This is a genomic window from Kitasatospora sp. NPDC001261 (genome assembly GCF_042896795.1).
GTDB lineage: Bacteria > Actinomycetota > Actinomycetes > Streptomycetales > Streptomycetaceae > Kitasatospora.
In genome coordinates this window covers 64,573-79,763 of record NZ_JBIAXP010000026.1, presented here as the reverse complement: position 1 = coordinate 79,763, position 15,191 = coordinate 64,573, and the positions used below count along the sequence as shown (strand labels likewise).

The window sequence follows — 15,191 nt, the reverse complement described above, 5'->3', positions numbered from 1 at the left end:
CCGGTCGGCCCCGCGGACGGGGGGCCGTGCCGCGCCGGGTTGTACCGCCGGGGTCGGTGACCGCGCGGGCTAGACCGCGCCGTTGAGCCGGTCCCCGATGGCCCGCAGCCCGTCCAGGTCGTGCACGTCGCCCGGCAGCGCCGGCACCTCCACGATCGGCACGTCCGGGTACACCGAGACGAAGCGGTCGCGGGTACGGCGTTCGCGCCCCATGATCTGCATCCGCTCGGCGTGCAGCCGCAGCAGCCCGGCCGCGAGCAGCTCCGCCTCGGGCGAGGCGTGCTCCGATCCGTTCTCCTCCAGGGCCTCGGCGGCCGCCAGCGCCCGTTCCGCGGTGAGCTGCGGTGCGCCCGTGCCGTGCACCCGGTTGAGTACCAGCCCGGCCAGCGGCATCCGGTCCGCGGCCAGCCGGTCCACGAAGTACGCCGCCTCGCGCAGCGCGTCCCGCTCCGGCGCCGCCACCACCAGGAACGCCGTGCCCGGCGCCTTGAGCAGCTGGTACGTGCGGTCCGCGCGCTCCCGGAAGCCGCCGAACATCGAGTCCATCGCGCTGACGAAGGTCTGCACGTCGGTGAGCAGCTGGGCGCCGAAGATCTTGCCCAGGGTGCCGGTGAGCAGGCCCATCCCGGCGTTCAGGAAGCGCATCGCGCTGCGGCCGCCGACCTTGGCCGGGGCGGTGAGGATCCGGATCACCCGGCCGTCCAGGAAGGACCCGAGCCGGTTGGGCGCGTCCAGGAAGTCCAGCGCCGAGCGGGACGGCGGGGTGTCCACGACGATCAGGTCCCACTCCTCGGCGGCGCGCAGCTGCCCGAGCTTCTCCATCGCCATGTACTCCTGGGTGCCGGCGAAACCGGCCGACAGGGACTGGTAGAAGGGGTTCTCCATGATCGCCCGGGCCCGTTCGGGCTCGGCGTGGGCCAGCACGACCTCGTCGAAGGTCCGCTTCATGTCCAGCATCATGGCCTGGAGCTCGCCGGTCCCGTTCACCCCCTTGACCACCCGGGGGGTGTTGTCGAGCTCGGTCAGGCCCATCGACTGGGCGAGCCGGCGGGCCGGGTCGATGGTCAGCACCACGACCTTGCGGCCGCGCTCGGCCGCCCGCAGGCCGAGGGCCGCGGCGGTGGTGGTCTTGCCGACGCCGCCGGAGCCGCAGCAGACGATGATCCTGGTCTTCGGGTCGTCGATCAGCTCGTCCACCGCGAGCCGCCGTCCGGTGCTCCGCACCCCGTTCGAGGTCATGCCGCCCCCTGCCGCTTCAGTTCGCCCGCCAGCCGGTACAGCCCGCCGAGGTCCACGCCCTCGCCCAGCAGCGGCAGTTCGTACGTCGGGAGCCGCAGCTGCTGGATGTCGGCGCGCTGCGCGCGCTCCAGCTCGACCCGCTCGGAGTGCTCCCTGGCCTGTTCCAGCAGCGGGTCGAGCAGCGGCTCCACCGCCGCCCGGACCTTCTCCCCGGTGCGGGTGCGGCCGCCGAGTCCGGCCTCGCCGAGCGCCAGGGCGACCTCCTCGCGGTGGTCCCCGTCCACCGCGGCCACCGCCGCCGCGTCCAGCACCGGCGGCCGGACCATGTTGACCATCACCCCGCCCACCGGGAGCCTCGCCTCGCGCAGCTCCTCGATGCCGTCGACCGTCTCCTGCACCGGCATCTCCTCCAGCAGGGTGACCAGGTGCACCGCGGTCTCCGGTGACTTCAGCACCCGCATCACGGCCTGCGCCTGGGTGTGTATCGGGCCGATCCGGGCCAGCCCGGCGACCTCGGCGTTGACGTTCAGGAACCGGGTCAGCCGCCCGGTCGGCGGGGCGTCCATCACCACCGCGTCGTAGCGCCGCCGGCCGTCCGGGTCCTTGCGCCTGGTTGCCTCGCAGGCCTTGCCGGTGAGCAGGACGTCCCGTACGCCGGGCGCGATGGTGGTGGCGAAGTCGACGAAGCCGACCTTCTGGAGGGCCTTCCCGGCCCGGCCGAGCTTGTAGAACATCTCCAGGTACTCCAGCAGCGCCAGCTCGGTGTCGATCGCCAGCGCGAAGACCTCGCCGGGCCCGCCCTCCGCGGCCGGCAGCCCGAGCTGGGCGCGGGAGACCGAGGCGATCCGGCGCTCCTCGTACGGGAGCGCGGCGATCCCGAAGAGCTCGGCGACGCCCTGCCGGCCCTCGACCTCGATCAGCAGCACCCGTCCGCCGTCGGCGGCGAGGGCCAGGGCCAGTGCCGCGGCCAGCGTGGTCTTCCCGGTGCCGCCCTTGCCGCTGACCACGTGCAGCCGGACGCCCTCCCAGTCGGGGTCGCGCCGGGCCGCCTGGCCGGGGGTGCGTGCCACGCTCCGTCTCCGTCCGTCTCCGTCCTACGGGCGTCCCCTCCTGACGAGGGTGCCCCTCGCCAGGGTGCCCTCCCGCGAGGGTAACCAGGGAGCGCACCGGATGCCCGGAGCACCTGGGCCGTCAGGCCGGATCATGCCCTGTTTGTGCCCCACCTCACACGCCTCGCGGCGGGCGGCGCGGATCGCCGCGACGGCTCGTCTAGAGTCTGGCCATGACCAAGTGGGAATACATGACGGCGCCCCTGCTGGTGCACGCGACCAAGCAGATCCTGGACAACTTCGGCGAGGACGGCTGGGAGCTCGTCCAGGTCGTGCCCGGCCCGAACCCGGAGCAGCTGGTGGCCTACTTCAAGCGGGAGAAGAACGCATGAGCAAGGTCGAGTCGAAGCTTGCCGAGCTGGGCCTGACCCTGCCGGAGGTGGCCGCCCCGGTCGCCGCCTACGTCCCGGCCCTGCGGACCGGCGACCTCGTGTTCACCTCCGGCCAGCTCCCGGTCGTCGGCGGCAAGCTGCCGAGCACCGGCAAGGTCGGTGCCGAGGTGTCCCCGGAGGAGGCCAAGGACCTCGCGCGGATCTGCGCGCTGAACGCCCTGGCCGCCGTGAAGTCGGTGATCGGCGACCTCGACCGGGTCGAGCAGGTCGTCAAGGTCGTCGGCTTCGTCGCCGCCGCCCCCGACTTCATCGGCGTCCCGGCCGTCGTCAACGGCGCCAGCGAGCTGCTCGGCGCGGTGCTCGGCGAGGCGGGCGTGCACGCCCGCAGCGCCGTCGGCGTCGCGGTGCTGCCGCTGGACTCCCCGGTCGAGGTCGAGATCCTGGTGCGGGTCAAGAGCGCCTGAGCGTGATCGCGGAGGCGGGGCCGGGCTCGTCCGGCCCCGCCTCCGTGGTGCCCGGGTGGGCCCGATCCACTCGTGAGCCTGGCGGGAATCGTCGGGCACGCCCTAGCATCCGGGCATGGACCATCGAGCGACGACGCTGCCGATGCCGCCCGGCTGGCCCGCCCGGATCCGGGCGGTCGAATCCGGCGCGGTGACCCCGCCGGTGCCCAGGGCCGCCGCGACCGTCGTGCTGCTGCGCGACGCCGCCGAGGGGCCGGAGGCCTACCTGCTGCGCAGGCGCACTTCGATGGCCTTCGCGGCCGGGATGTACGCCTACCCGGGCGGCGGAGTGGACCCGCGGGACGCCGAGGTCGAGCCGGGCTGGGCCGGTCCGTCGCCCGAGGAGTGGGCCCGGCGGCTCGGGGTGGACGCCCGGACGGCGCGGGCGGTGGTCTGCGCGGCCGTCCGCGAGACCTTCGAGGAGGCCGGCGTGCTGCTGGCCGGCCCGGACGCCGACAGCGTCGCCGCGCCGCGCGACTGGTCCGCCGAGCGGGCCGCGCTGGAGGCCCACGAGCTGTCCTTCGCCGAGTTCCTCCGCGACCACGGGCTGGTGCTGCGCAGCGACCTGCTGGGCGGCTGGGCCCGCTGGATCACCCCGGAGTTCGAGGAACGGCGCTACGACACCTGGTTCTTCGTCGCCGCGCTGCCGGCCGGCCAGCGCGCGGCCCTGGAGGTCGGAGAGGCCGACCGGGTCGCCTGGCTGACCCCGGCCGAGGCGGTGCGGGGCCACCGGGAGGGCCGCTTCGGCATGCTGCCGCCGACCGTGACGGTGCTGCGCGAGCTGTCGTCGGTACGGACCGCCGCCGAGGCCCTGGCCGCGGCCGCCGACCGCCCGCTGGCGCCGGTCCTGGGCCGGGCCGAGGTCCGCGGCGACCGTCTGACGGTCCGCTGGCCCGGCTACGAGGAACTGACCATCGACGGGGAGTTCCCCGAGGGGTCCTGAGCGTTCCACCGACGGGGACCGGTCGTACGAGCCGTACGGCCGACGCGCTCCGCACGACCGGCACGACCGGCACGACCTGCACCACCCGCACGACCCGCACGACCCGACCTTGCCGTACCGACGCAGAGAAAGGACCGACGCCCGATGACCCACGACGACGTGGCTCGCCGGACGGCACCCGAGCTGCCCGCCCGCCGCCTGAACCCCCGTGACCTCGCCTGCGACAGCCAGGTCCCGTTCGTCGAGGTGGCGCAGCGCGCCCTCGTCCGGGCGCTGCCGCTGCGGGCCCTGCACCGGCACGTCGGAGGCGGTCGGTGAGCGGACTCCTGCCGGGCGACCCCGCCGCCGCCGTCGGCGGCGAGGCCACCCCTCGGGCGCTGTGCGTGCTGGCGCCGAACCCGTCGCCGATGACGCTGGACGGTACCAACACCTGGCTGCTCTCCGAGCCGGGTTCGGACCTCGCGGTGGTGATCGACCCGGGCCCGCTGCACGAGGGGCACCTGCGCCGGGTGGTCGACCTCGCGGAGGAACGGGGCAAGCGGATCGCGCTGACCCTGCTCACCCACGGCCACGCCGACCACTCCGAGGGCGCGGCCCGCTTCGCCGAGCTGACCGGGAGCGAGGTACGGGCCCTGGACCCGGCGCACCGGCTGGGCTCGGAGGGCCTGGTCGGCGGCCAGCGCCTGGACGTCGGCGGCCTGGACCTGCGGGTGGTGGCCACCCCGGGGCACACCTCGGACTCGCTGACCTTCCACCTGCCGGACGACGGCGCGGTGCTCACCGGCGACACCGTGCTCGGCCGCGGCACCACGATGGTCGCGCACCCCGACGGCCGGCTCGGCGACTACCTGGACTCGCTGCGCCACCTGCACACCATGGCCTCCCAGCACGGCGTGCGGACCGTGCTGCCGGGCCACGGCCCGGTGCTCGCGGACGCGCTCGGCGCCGTCGACTACTACCTGGCCCACCGGGCGTCGCGGCTCGCCCAGGTGGAGACCGCGGTCGAGGCGGGCTGCCGGAGCGCCTCCGAGGTGGTCGCCCGGGTCTACGCCGACGTGGACCGGGCGCTCTGGCCGGCCGCCGAGCTGTCGGTGCGGGCCCAGCTGGACTACCTGGAGGAGCACGGGCTGATCCAGGGCGCCGACTGACCCGGTGGACGCGTAGGGCCCGGTGAACGCGGAAGGGCCCGTCCGATCCGGACGGGCCCTTCCGCGTTCGCGGGTTCGCGGGTGTCAGCGCGAGCGGCGCGACAGCCGCTCGACGTCCAGCAGGACCACCGCGCGGGCCTCCAGCTTCAGCCAGCCGCGGCCGGCGAAGTCGGCGAGCGCCTTGTTGACCGTCTCACGGGAGGCGCCGACCAGCTGGGCCAGCTCCTCCTGGGTGAGGTCGTGGGCGACGTGGATGCCCTCCTCCGACTGCACGCCGAACCGGCGGGAGAGGTCCAGCAGGGCCTTGGCGACGCGGCCGGGCACGTCGGAGAAGACCAGGTCGGACATCACGTCGTTGGTGCGGCGCAGGCGGCGGGCGATGGCCCGCAGCAGCGCGATGGAGACCTCGGGGCGGGCGTGCAGCCAGGGCTGGAGGTCGCCGTGGCCGAGGCCCAGCAGCTTGACCTCGGTCAGCGCGCTGGCGGTCGCGGTGCGCGGGCCCGGGTCGAACAGCGACAGCTCGCCGATCATCTCGCTGGGGCCGAGCACGGCGAGCATGTTCTCGCGGCCGTCCGGGGAGGCGCGGTGCAGCTTGACCTTGCCCTCCGCCACGACGTACAGCCGGTCGCCCGGGTCGCCCTCGTGGAACAGCGACTCCCCACGGGCGAGGGTGACCTCGGTCATGGAAGCGCGCAGCTCGCCGGCCTGTTCGTCGTCGAGTGCCGCGAAGAGTGCGGCGCGCCGCAGAACGTCGTCCACGTGCTTCCTCCTTCTCGGCCGTACGGCGGGTGGGCCGTCCGGCGCAAGTTCCGTTCAGTGTTCTGCATCACCAAGCATGGCGCATGTCGCTCCGATCATATGAGGAGGGGGTGTGTCGGGGTGTGCCGTGCGGGGCCATTCGTACCGGCGGACCACTGGTCGGGCCCGGGAACGGGAGGCCTCCGGCGGCTGTCGGTCGAACTCTTGTCCGTCCGACTCGAACAAGGAATCGCCCTCACCGTGCGGGTGTCCGGTGCGCGGCACCGCGGACATATGTTTCACGGATAAATTACCTGTTAATCTTTTTGCATGGTCACCACCGCCCAGTTCCGCCAGGCACTTCGGGTCGGTCCGGCCGGGGACGGCTGGCACAAGCCCGCGCTCAGCGCCGTGGTCACCCTCGGCGCGCTCAACCTCACCCTGCTCGGCCTCGGCCGGCTCGACCTCGCCCTCTACACCTCGGCCGGTGGCCTGGGCGCGCTGTACGGGCACGGCCTGCCGTACCGGGCCCGGGCCCGGATGCTGGTCGGCGTGTTGCTCGGGACCGTGCTCAGCACCGGTGCCGCCCTCACCGCCGCCGCGCTGACCCGCGACGCCGCCGTCCTGGTCGCGGTCGCGGCGGTGCTCGCCGCCCTGCACAAGCTGCTCTGCGACGCTGCCCGGGTCGGCCCGCCCGGCAGTCTGATCATCACCTTCACCTCCTCCAGCTGCGCCTTCGTCCCGCAGCGGCTCGGCGAGGTCCCGCCGCACCTGGCGCTCACCGCGCTCGGCGCCGCACTGGCCTGGCTGGTCTGCATGGCCCCGGCCCTGGTGCGCCCGTACGGGCCCGAGCGGATCGCCACCGCCCGCGCCCTGGAGGCCGCGGCCCGGCTGCTGCGGAGCGATCCCGGCCGGCCGGACGCCGCCGCCCGTACCGCCCTGGTCGGCGCGGTCGAGGCGGCCCGGCAGAGCCTCGCGCTCTCCGCCCCGGCCCGGCGGCGCGCCCTCGGCGACGCGCCCGAGCGGCTGCTGGTCCGCGCGGAGGCCGCGCTCGCCGGCCCGGCCCGGCCCGAGGACGCCGGGTGGTACCTCGACCGGGCCCGCGAGCTCCGGCGCGGCGGTCCGCTGCCGTCGCCCGACCTCACCGAGGCGGAGGCGGCGGAGACGGAGGCCGCGGCCGCCCGCCGGCCCGGCCCCCGGCCGCCGCTGCGGCTGGCGCTGCGACCGGGTTCGGCGCTGCTGCCGATCGCGCTGCGGGTCGCGGTCGGCTGCGCCGCCGCCGGGTGGCTCTCGCTGGCGCTCGGAGTCGGCCGGCCGTACTGGGCGGTGGTCACCGCCGCCTCGGTGTTCCAGGCCAACAGCACACTGTCCTGGCAGCGCGCGCTGCAGCGGGTGCTGGGCAACCTGCTCGGCCTGCTGCTGTTCACCGCCGCGCTGCCCGTCGCCCACTCGGGCCCGGTGGCGCTGATCGGGCTCGGGCTGCTCTGCCAGTTCGGGGCGGAGGCGACGATCGCCCGCAGCTACTGGCTGGCGACGGTCTTCGTGACCCCGATGGCGCTGCTGATGACGGAGTTCGCGGGCCCGCAGCCGGCCGGGACGCTGGTCGCCGACCGCTGGCTGGACACCTGCGTCGGCGCGCTCACCGGCCTCGCGGCCTGCCTGCTGGTCACCAACCGCCGCACCGCCACCCGGCTGACCCACGCCCTGGCCGGAGCCGAGGCCGCCGGCCACCGGGCCCTGGCCGCCGTCTCCGCCGTCTCCGCCGCGAGCGCCCCGGAAGCGCGCGCCGCCCGCACCGGCCTCGCCGCCGCGCTGCTGGAACTGCGCGAGGCCACCGACACCGCCGCCGGCGAGTGGCGCCGCCCCGCCCTCCCGCACCAGCGCGCCGCCGCCACCGAGCAGCGGTCCCACCACCTGCTGGCCGCCCTGCTGGAACGCCGCGGCCGAGGGGACCAGCCGGACACGGCCTAGGATCGACAGGGTCGAAGCCGACCGGCAGGCCGCAGAACGGGAGCAGCACGCGTGGAGGACGTCGTCGCAGGTGTGCTGCGCCAGTGGGAGCGGGCCTACCCGGGGCTGGACACCGGTCCGATCGCCGTCCTCGGCCGGATCAACCGCTGCGCCGCCCTGCTCCAGCAGACCCCCGACCCGCTCACCCGGGCCGGCCTCACCCGCGCCGAGTTCGACATCCTCGGCGCCCTGCTCCGCCTCGACCGCGAGCTGACCCCCACCCAGCTCGCCCGGGAGAGCTTCGCCTCCGGCGCGGCCGTCACCAAGCGGCTGCGGCTGCTGGAGGAGCGAGGCCTGGTCAGCCGCCGCGCCGACGACCGGGACCGCCGGGTCGCCCACCTCGCGCTCACCGAGCAGGGCCGCACCCTGGTGGACGGGCTGATCCAGGAGCTGGTCGCCCACGACCGCGCCCTGCTGGCCGGCCTCACCCCCGCCGAGCAGGACCGGCTCGCCGAGGCCCTCAGCGGCCTGCTGAACAGCCTGGAGGGGACGATCGGCCGCACCCCGGGCTGAGCCGACGGGCCCCGGCTGTCGGCTCGACGGACTCCGACGAAGCGTCAACGGCGCTGCTCCGGTGGGAACGTATGCTCGCGGTGCGGTGTACGGGGGCGCGTCGGGTACGAAGCGGGCTCCGTACGTCGCGTGCGGCGTGTCGAGTCGTCTACCGGGAGCTCCCCTTGGGCCACAGCGCGGACCGAACCGGCGGCGATCGTCTCCGGCCGAAGCGCCCGGGCGGCTCGGCCGACCCCCTCACGCGGCTCACCCGGGGCATCGTGGTCATGACCGCCGTCGGCTTCTGTGCCGCCTCGGCGGTGGCCACGGTCCGCAACCACGACGGTCTGGCCTACCAACTGCCAGCCGTCGCCCTCCTGTTGGTCCTGCTCGGCTTCCAGATCGGGCACGCCGGCCCGTGGCGCCTGGCGCGGCACTGGTGGCCGTGGAGCCTGGTCGCCCACGGGGTGCTCACCTACCTGCCCTTCCTGCTCCTCGACGGGACGTGGGTCGGCATCCCCGGTTCGTTCGCCGGATCGGTGCTGCTGACCGTCGCGGCGCCGCGCTCCTGGGCGCTGGCCGCCGCGCTGGTGGTCGCCCAGTACCCGCTCTGCGCGGCGCTGGGCGGGAACACCGGCCAGCGCGTCAACGCGTCGGTGTCCATCGCCGTGGGTGGCATCGTGGTGTACGGGATGGCCCGACTCGCCGACCTGATCGCCGAGTTGCGGGCGGCCCGGACCGAGCTGGCCGAGCTCGCGGTGGACCGGGAGCGGCTGCGCTTCGCGCGCGACCTGCACGACCTGCTCGGCTCCAGCCTCTCGGTGGCGGCGCTGAAGTGCCAGCTCGTCGAGCGGCTGGCCGCGGAGCACCCGGAGCGGGCCCGCGCGGAGCTCGCCGAGGTGCTGGCGCTGGTGCGGCAGGCGATGGCGGACACCCGCCGGCTCTCCAGCGGCGACGTCCGGATGTCCCTGGCGCGGGAGGCGCGTTCGGCGGTCGCGACGCTGCGGGCGGCCGGGATCGAGGTCGAGGCCGACCTGGACTGCGAGGGGCTGCGGCCCGAACTCGACGCGGTGCTGGCCACCGTGCTGCGCGAGGCGGTCACCAACCTGCTCCGGCACAGCGCGGCCCGGCGCTGCGGGATCCGGGCCGGCCGGGACGACCTCGGCACGGTGCGCCTGGTGGTCTCCAACGACGGCGTCCCGGACGAAACCGGCGACGTGCAAGGCGAGTTGGGCGATGGTCCGGGCGAACCCGGCGGCGTAGCGCGCGAACCGGGCGACGGGCGCGGCATCGGGAACCTCACCGAGCGGCTGCGGTCGGTCGACGGCCGGCTGACCGCCGAGCGGGACGGAGCGGGCTGGTTCCACCTCGCGGCCGTCGTCGAGGCCGCGCCCGCCCGGTCGGCCGCCCGCGCCGCCTGACCGCGGTCCGCCTGCCCGGTACGGCCGACAGGTCCACGCGGCCCGGTTATTCGCGCATCCCCATCGCCTCGGTCGGCTCCCGCCGCAGCGCCAGCCAGGTGGTCAGCAGGACGGTGCCCGCCCCCAGCAGCGCCGCCCCGCCCAGCACCGCGGCCACCCAACTCCCGGGCGGCGCGGGCCAGGCCGGGCCGCCGAGCGCCAGGCCGACCGGGACCAGGACGGCGGCGGTGACCGCCGCGCCGAGGAGGAGTGCCACGGCGACCGTGATCCCGCCCTCCCAGGCCATCATCCGCAGCACCTGGCGGCGCGTGGTCCCCACCATCCGCAGCAGCGCGAACTCGCGCAGCCGTTCGGACGTGGCCATCACCATGGTGTTGACGACGGAGATGGCGGTGAACAGGCTGATGACGCCGAGCAGCAGCCGGGCCACCGCGGTGGCCGCCTCCTGCTGGTGCCGGCGTGCCGCGTCGTAGTCGGCCCGGTCGCTGATCCGGGCCATCGGGTAGGCCGGGGTGAGCCCCTGGAGTTCCCGGGTCACCTGCCCGGGGTCGGCGCCGGGGGCGGTGCGGACCAGTACGGTCGCCGCGAGCAGGTCCGGCAGGTGGGCGGCGGCGAATCCGGTGGGCAGCAACGCGTCGGCGAAGCGGTCCTCGCGCTCGTAGACGGCCGCCACCGTGGCGGTGCTGTCGCTGCCGTCAGCCCAGCGGATCCGGACCGGGGCGCCGACGCCGACCTTGAGGCGGGAGGCCGTCCGCCGCCCCAGGGCGATGCTCTCGCCGCGCAGCCGGTCCAGCGAGCCGGCCGTCACCCCGGGGTCGAGCAGCTGTTCCAGTCCCTGCGGCTCCACGATCCGGGCGTCCGCCCCGGCGGCGCCGCCGACGTCCGCCGCGGAGCCCGAGGACACCATGACGAAGCCGGGGACCAGTCCGCCGGCCGCCGCGACGCCGGGCAACCCGCGGACGGCTTCCGTGAACTCCGTCGGCAGTCCGATGCCCCTCGCCTGGGCCACGTGGTCGGCCAGCAGCCGCCGGCCCTCCTCGGCGGCGCCGGCCTGCGCCTTGACGACCGGGACGAGCAGCATGCTGCCGTTGAAGGCCACCGCCAGTACCAGCGGGGTGACGGCGGCCGCGAAGCGGCGGGGCTGGGCCCGCAGGGAGGCGGAGGCGAGGAACCCCGCGACCGGGAAGAGCAGGCCCACCGGCCCGCCGATCACCACACCGGCGACCCGGCCGATCAGCGGCCCGAGCAGGGCCACCCCGAGCAGCAGCGGCACCACCATGCCCTCGGCCGTACCGGCCCCGTCGCGGCCGCCCGTCGAGTGGGCCAGCACCACGCCGCAGACGGCGAGCGTCGCCAGCCCGAGGCAGGCACGGAGCCGGCCGATCCGCGGCGGCGGCGCGGAGGCGTCGCGCAGCGCCCGGGTGGGTTCGACCCGGGAGGCCCGGCGCGCGGCGGCCCGGACGGCCAGCTGGGCGGTGACGACGGTGCCGCCGAGGACGACCAGTGGGGCGGTCGGCCCGATGTGCAGCGGAACGTCCGGGCCGACCACCCCGCGGTCGACCAGTACGCCCCGCAGCAGTGCGGTGAGGCCGGTCCCGGCCGGGAGGCCGACGACCGCGGCCGCGAGGGTCAGCAGCAGCGTCTCCAGCGCGATCATCCGCCGCACCTGCCCGGTGGTGGCGCCGACCGCCCGCAGCAGGGCCATCTCGCGCAGCCGCTGCTGGACGGAGAGCGCGAGCGCCCCGGCCACCACGAAGGTCGAGACGAGCAGCGACAGGACGCCCATCGTCCCGGCGAGCGAGGAGAGGCCGTCCCCGGGCCCGGACGTGCCGGTGAGCTCCAGTTCGCCGCGCTCGTCGCCGGTGTGCACCCGGGGCCCGGACCAGTCCGCCTCGCCGTCGCGGGCCCGTGCCTCGGCGAGCGCCCGCCGGGCCTGCCCGGCCAGCGCCCGCAGGTCGGTCCCCTCCGTGACGGTGATGCCGATCGCGTCCGCGCCGGTCGTCGTCCCGGCGAGCCGGGCGGCCTGCCCGGGGCTGAAGAAGAGCGCGCTCTGGCGGGACAACTCCCTTGGCGGCGCGGCCAGTCCGGACACGGTGTAGTCGCGCGGCACCCCGGTGGTGGCCAGCCGTACGGTGCCGCCGGGCGCGACCCCGGCGCGGGCGGCCGTCGCGGTGTCGAGGACCACCTCGTCCGGTCCGGCCGGGGCGCGGCCGGAGGCCAGCCGGAACGGGGCGAGGGCGGCGCTCGTCCAGGAGTGCCCGAGCGAGGGGCCGCCCTGCGGTCCGGACAGGACCCGCCCGTCGGCGGTGGCCACGGCCGCCGGGAAGGAGAGCTCGGGGAGGGCGGCCGAGACGCCGGGCAGTTCGGCGAGTGCGCCGGTCAGCGGTCCGGCGTCCGGGAGGCGATGGCCGTGGCCGATCACGAGCGGGGCCGCGGCGTACCGTTCGGTCGGCGTGCCCGCGCGCAGGCCGGACTCCAGCAGGACCCCGCAGGCGGTGGTCAGGACCAGGGCGCAGAGGAGCGCGGTGAAGGCTCCGGCGAAGCCCGCCTTCCGGGCCCGTACCGTCCGCCAGGCCAGCTTCAACACGTGGCTCAGCCCCCCGCCGGTACGCCCTCGATGACATCGCGAGCCTAGCTCCGGGCGCTTCGGACGGAATTCCCTTCGTCGACGAAGGAAGGCCTCGGTGAGCCGCGCCGTGGGCCGTCCACGGCCGGATCCATGGGAAACGCATGGTCCGTCGCCCCGTCGATCCGTCGATCCGTGGATCCGGTGACCCGACGCCTCCGGGTCGGCGGATCACCGGGAACGATCCGGACCCACCGTCGGCAGCCAGCCCATCTCCTCGGCGATCCGGATCGCGTCGACCCGGCCGCGGCCCCCGGTCTTGGCCACCGCGGCGGCCAGGTGGTTGCGCGCGGTGCCCGTCGAGACGAACAGCCGGGCGGCGATCTCGCTGACGGAGTCCCCCCGCGCCGCGAGCCGCAGGACCTCCGACTCCCGGGGCGTCAGCGGGTTCTCCCGGGTGTCCAGGGCGGCCAGCGCCAGCTCCGGGTCGACGACGCGCTCACCGGCGGCCACCTTGCGGATCGCCGCGGCCAGATCCCGGGCCGGGGCGTCCTTCCCGAGGAACCCGAGCGCACGGGCGGAGAGCGCGGCGCGCAGGTGGGCGGGTCGCACCAGTCCGGTGAGGACCAGCGTCCGGCAGCCGGGGAGCTTCTCGTGCAGTTCGGCGGCCGCCCGCAGCCCGTCCAGTCCGGGCAGGTCGATGTCGAGCACCGCGACGTCCGGGCGCACCTCCAGGGCGGTCGGCACCACCTGGTCCCCGCGCTCCACGTCGGCGACGACCTCCAGGTCCTCCTCGTACGCGAGGAGGGCCATCAGCGCGCCGCGCACCATGCTCATGTCCTCTGCCAGCAGGACCCTGATCATCCGCACACTCCCCCTGTCAGGTGACGGCCACGGGCGGAGTTCATTAGACAACAGGCCTTGCCAGGACCGGTTTCCGTGCTTGATCGGCCCCGAGCGGTCCTCCGGTCGGCGTAGCCTTCGTGCATGGCAGAGAGCAAGGTCCGGAAGGCCGCGGCGAAGAAGCCGGTGGCGGGGACGGCGGCGGTGAAGACGGCGGCGGTGAAGCCGAGGAAGCCGGAATCGCACCTGGCGATGGTGCGGCGGGCCCGGCGGATCAACCGCGAGCTGGCGGAGCTGTACCCGTACGCGCACCCGGAGCTGGACTTCGAGAACCCCTTCCAACTGCTGGTGGCCACCGTGCTGTCGGCGCAGACCACCGACCTCCGGGTGAACCAGACCACCCCGGCGCTGTTCGCGAAGTACCCGACGCCGGAGGACATGGCGGCGGCGAACCCGGAGGAGCTGGAGGAGGTCATCCGCCCGACCGGATTCTTCCGGAACAAGGCGAAGTCGCTCATCGGCCTGTCGATAGCGCTGCGCGACGAGTTCGGCGGCGAGGTCCCCGGTCGGCTGGCCGACCTGGTGACCCTGCCCGGCGTCGGCCGGAAGACCGCCAACGTCGTCCTCGGCAACGCCTTCGGGGTCCCCGGCATCACCGTGGACACCCACTTCGGGCGGTTGGCCCGCCGGTTCGCCTGGACCACCGAGGACGACCCGGTGAAGGTCGAGGCGGCCGTCGCCGAGATCTTCCCGAAGTCGGAGTGGACGATGCTCTCGCACCGGGTGGTCTTCCACGGCCGCCGGATCTGCCACTCCCAGAAGCCCGCCTGCGGCGCCTGCCCGATCGCGCCGCTCTGCCCCTCGTACGGCGAGGGGGAGACCGACCCGGAGAAGGCACGCAAGCTGTTGAAGTACGAGATGGGCGGCCAGCCCGGGCAGCGGCTGCGGCCGCCGGCCGACTTCCCCGGGGAGGCGGCCGCCCGCGCGGACGCCGCCGTCCACCACGGACAGGTCGCGGACCTGGCGGTGGACGCGTGAGCGGGCGGTGCGGGCACCCCGGGCCGGAGGCCGGGGGAGTCGCGCGGGGCATCGAGCTGGACGGGCTGCCGGCCTGGCTGGAGCCGGTCCGGGAGGCGGCCGAGCGGGTGATGCCGGAGCAGCTGAGCCGGTTCCTGCCACCGGCCGAGGGCGGCCGTCCGGCGGCCGTGCTGATGCTGTTCGGCGAGGGGCCGCAGGGCCCGGACCTGCTGCTGATCGAGCGGGCCCGCTCGCTGCGCTCGCACGCCGGGCAGCCGTCCTTCCCGGGCGGCGCGCTGGATCCGGAGGACGGCGACCCGAACGGCCCGGGCCCGATCGCGGCGGCGCTGCGCGAGGCCTGGGAGGAGACCGGCCTGGACCCGGCCGGGGTGCAGGTGTTCGCCGAGCTGCCCAGGCTGTACATCCCGGTGAGCAGCTTCGTGGTGACCCCGGTGCTCGGCTGGTGGCGCGAGGAGTCGCCGGTGCGCCCGGTGGACGCGGCGGAGACCGGCGCGGTGTTCCGGGTCACCGTCGCGGAGCTGGCGGACCCGGAGAACCGGGTGCGGCTGCGCCATCCGTCCGGGCACGTCGGGCCCGCCTTCGCGGTCGCCGGGCGGCTGGTCTGGGGCTTCACCGCCGGGGTGATCGACCGGGTGCTGCACCACAGCGGCCTGGAGCTGCCCTGGGACCCGTCCAAGGTCGTCGACCTGTCGGACGAGGCGCTGGCCCTGGTCCAGGGCGACCTCGAACACTCCCGGGTGCTGCCGGGCGGCGACGCCGACGCTTCGTGACGGGCCGCCGGCGCGTCCGGCGCGCGGGCCGTGGGAGGG

Annotated in this window: 15 protein-coding genes; 10 read left to right on the top strand and 5 right to left on the bottom strand. The window is 75.5% G+C overall.

Annotated elements, in window-relative coordinates; translation table 11 throughout:
- Window positions 1–69: 69 nt before the first annotated feature.
- Both ACFY4B_RS30750 and ACFY4B_RS30745 read right to left on the bottom strand, forming a co-directional pair.
- The gene (locus ACFY4B_RS30750) at window positions 70–1,239 is read right to left on the bottom strand and encodes an ArsA family ATPase (protein WP_049656832.1); all 1,170 of its coding nucleotides are present in this window, start codon (window positions 1,237–1,239) and stop codon (window positions 70–72) included.
- Window positions 1,236–2,309 (bottom strand): ArsA-related P-loop ATPase, encoded by a 1,074-nt coding sequence (locus tag ACFY4B_RS30745; RefSeq protein ID WP_117488530.1) that lies wholly within the window; start codon window positions 2,307–2,309, stop codon window positions 1,236–1,238. Before ACFY4B_RS30745 ends, ACFY4B_RS30750 begins: the two co-directional genes overlap by 4 nt.
- Before the next feature lie 212 nt (window positions 2,310–2,521).
- Between ACFY4B_RS30745 and ACFY4B_RS30740 the strand changes: the two genes are divergently transcribed.
- The 5 genes from ACFY4B_RS30740 to ACFY4B_RS30720 all read left to right on the top strand — a co-directional run bounded on the left by ACFY4B_RS30740 (window position 2,522) and on the right by ACFY4B_RS30720 (window position 5,274).
- The gene (locus tag ACFY4B_RS30740; RefSeq protein ID WP_094743074.1) at window positions 2,522–2,680 is read left to right on the top strand and encodes a DUF4177 domain-containing protein; all 159 of its coding nucleotides are present in this window, start codon (window positions 2,522–2,524) and stop codon (window positions 2,678–2,680) included.
- Entirely contained in the window at window positions 2,677–3,144 is a 468-nt protein-coding gene (locus tag ACFY4B_RS30735; RefSeq protein ID WP_387973452.1) for a RidA family protein, read from the top strand. Before ACFY4B_RS30740 ends, ACFY4B_RS30735 begins: the two co-directional genes overlap by 4 nt.
- A gap of 115 nt (window positions 3,145–3,259) precedes the next feature.
- Window positions 3,260–4,126: an NUDIX hydrolase gene (locus ACFY4B_RS30730; protein ID WP_074001790.1), complete on the top strand. Its 867-nt coding sequence runs from the start codon at window positions 3,260–3,262 to the stop codon at window positions 4,124–4,126.
- 144 nt (window positions 4,127–4,270) lie between these two features.
- On the top strand, window positions 4,271–4,444 hold the full coding sequence (locus ACFY4B_RS30725; RefSeq protein ID WP_158077682.1) for a hypothetical protein: 174 nt from the start codon (window positions 4,271–4,273) through the stop codon (window positions 4,442–4,444).
- Window positions 4,441–5,274, top strand: coding sequence for an MBL fold metallo-hydrolase (locus ACFY4B_RS30720; protein WP_049656840.1), 834 nt, complete (start codon window positions 4,441–4,443; stop codon window positions 5,272–5,274). Before ACFY4B_RS30725 ends, ACFY4B_RS30720 begins: the two co-directional genes overlap by 4 nt.
- Before the next feature lie 84 nt (window positions 5,275–5,358).
- Here the strand turns inward: ACFY4B_RS30720 and ACFY4B_RS30715 are convergent, their stop codons facing one another.
- Complete coding sequence (locus ACFY4B_RS30715; protein WP_030288117.1) at window positions 5,359–6,033, bottom strand: Crp/Fnr family transcriptional regulator; 675 nt, start codon at window positions 6,031–6,033, stop codon at window positions 5,359–5,361.
- Window positions 6,034–6,342: 309 nt separating this feature from the next.
- On the opposite strand from ACFY4B_RS30715, the gene ACFY4B_RS30710 reads away from it, so the two are divergent.
- The 3 genes from ACFY4B_RS30710 (at window position 6,343) to ACFY4B_RS30700 (ending at window position 9,935) form a co-directional block, all read left to right on the top strand.
- Window positions 6,343–7,983 (top strand): FUSC family protein, encoded by a 1,641-nt coding sequence (locus ACFY4B_RS30710; RefSeq protein WP_387973449.1) that lies wholly within the window; start codon window positions 6,343–6,345, stop codon window positions 7,981–7,983.
- A 51-nt stretch (window positions 7,984–8,034) separates the two neighbouring features.
- Window positions 8,035–8,535, top strand: a complete 501-nt coding sequence (locus ACFY4B_RS30705; protein ID WP_387973446.1) for a MarR family winged helix-turn-helix transcriptional regulator — start codon at window positions 8,035–8,037, stop codon at window positions 8,533–8,535.
- A 266-nt stretch (window positions 8,536–8,801) separates the two neighbouring features.
- Window positions 8,802–9,935 (top strand): sensor histidine kinase, encoded by a 1,134-nt coding sequence (locus ACFY4B_RS30700; RefSeq protein ID WP_387973443.1) that lies wholly within the window; start codon window positions 8,802–8,804, stop codon window positions 9,933–9,935.
- Window positions 9,936–9,981: 46 nt separating this feature from the next.
- On the opposite strand, the gene ACFY4B_RS30695 is transcribed toward ACFY4B_RS30700, so the two are convergent.
- Entirely contained in the window at window positions 9,982–12,522 is a 2,541-nt protein-coding gene (locus ACFY4B_RS30695) for an ABC transporter permease (protein ID WP_387973440.1), read from the bottom strand.
- A gap of 210 nt (window positions 12,523–12,732) precedes the next feature.
- A complete protein-coding gene (locus tag ACFY4B_RS30690) occupies window positions 12,733–13,365 on the bottom strand; it encodes a DNA-binding response regulator (RefSeq protein WP_387973437.1) in 633 nt (210 codons plus the stop codon).
- A gap of 123 nt (window positions 13,366–13,488) precedes the next feature.
- Between ACFY4B_RS30690 and nth the strand changes: the two genes are divergently transcribed.
- A complete protein-coding gene (gene nth / locus ACFY4B_RS30685) occupies window positions 13,489–14,382 on the top strand; it encodes an endonuclease III (RefSeq protein WP_082345768.1) in 894 nt (297 codons plus the stop codon).
- Window positions 14,379–15,152: a CoA pyrophosphatase gene (locus tag ACFY4B_RS30680; protein WP_049652149.1), complete on the top strand. Its 774-nt coding sequence runs from the start codon at window positions 14,379–14,381 to the stop codon at window positions 15,150–15,152. Before nth ends, ACFY4B_RS30680 begins: the two co-directional genes overlap by 4 nt.
- The last annotated feature ends 39 nt before the right edge of the window (window positions 15,153–15,191 follow it).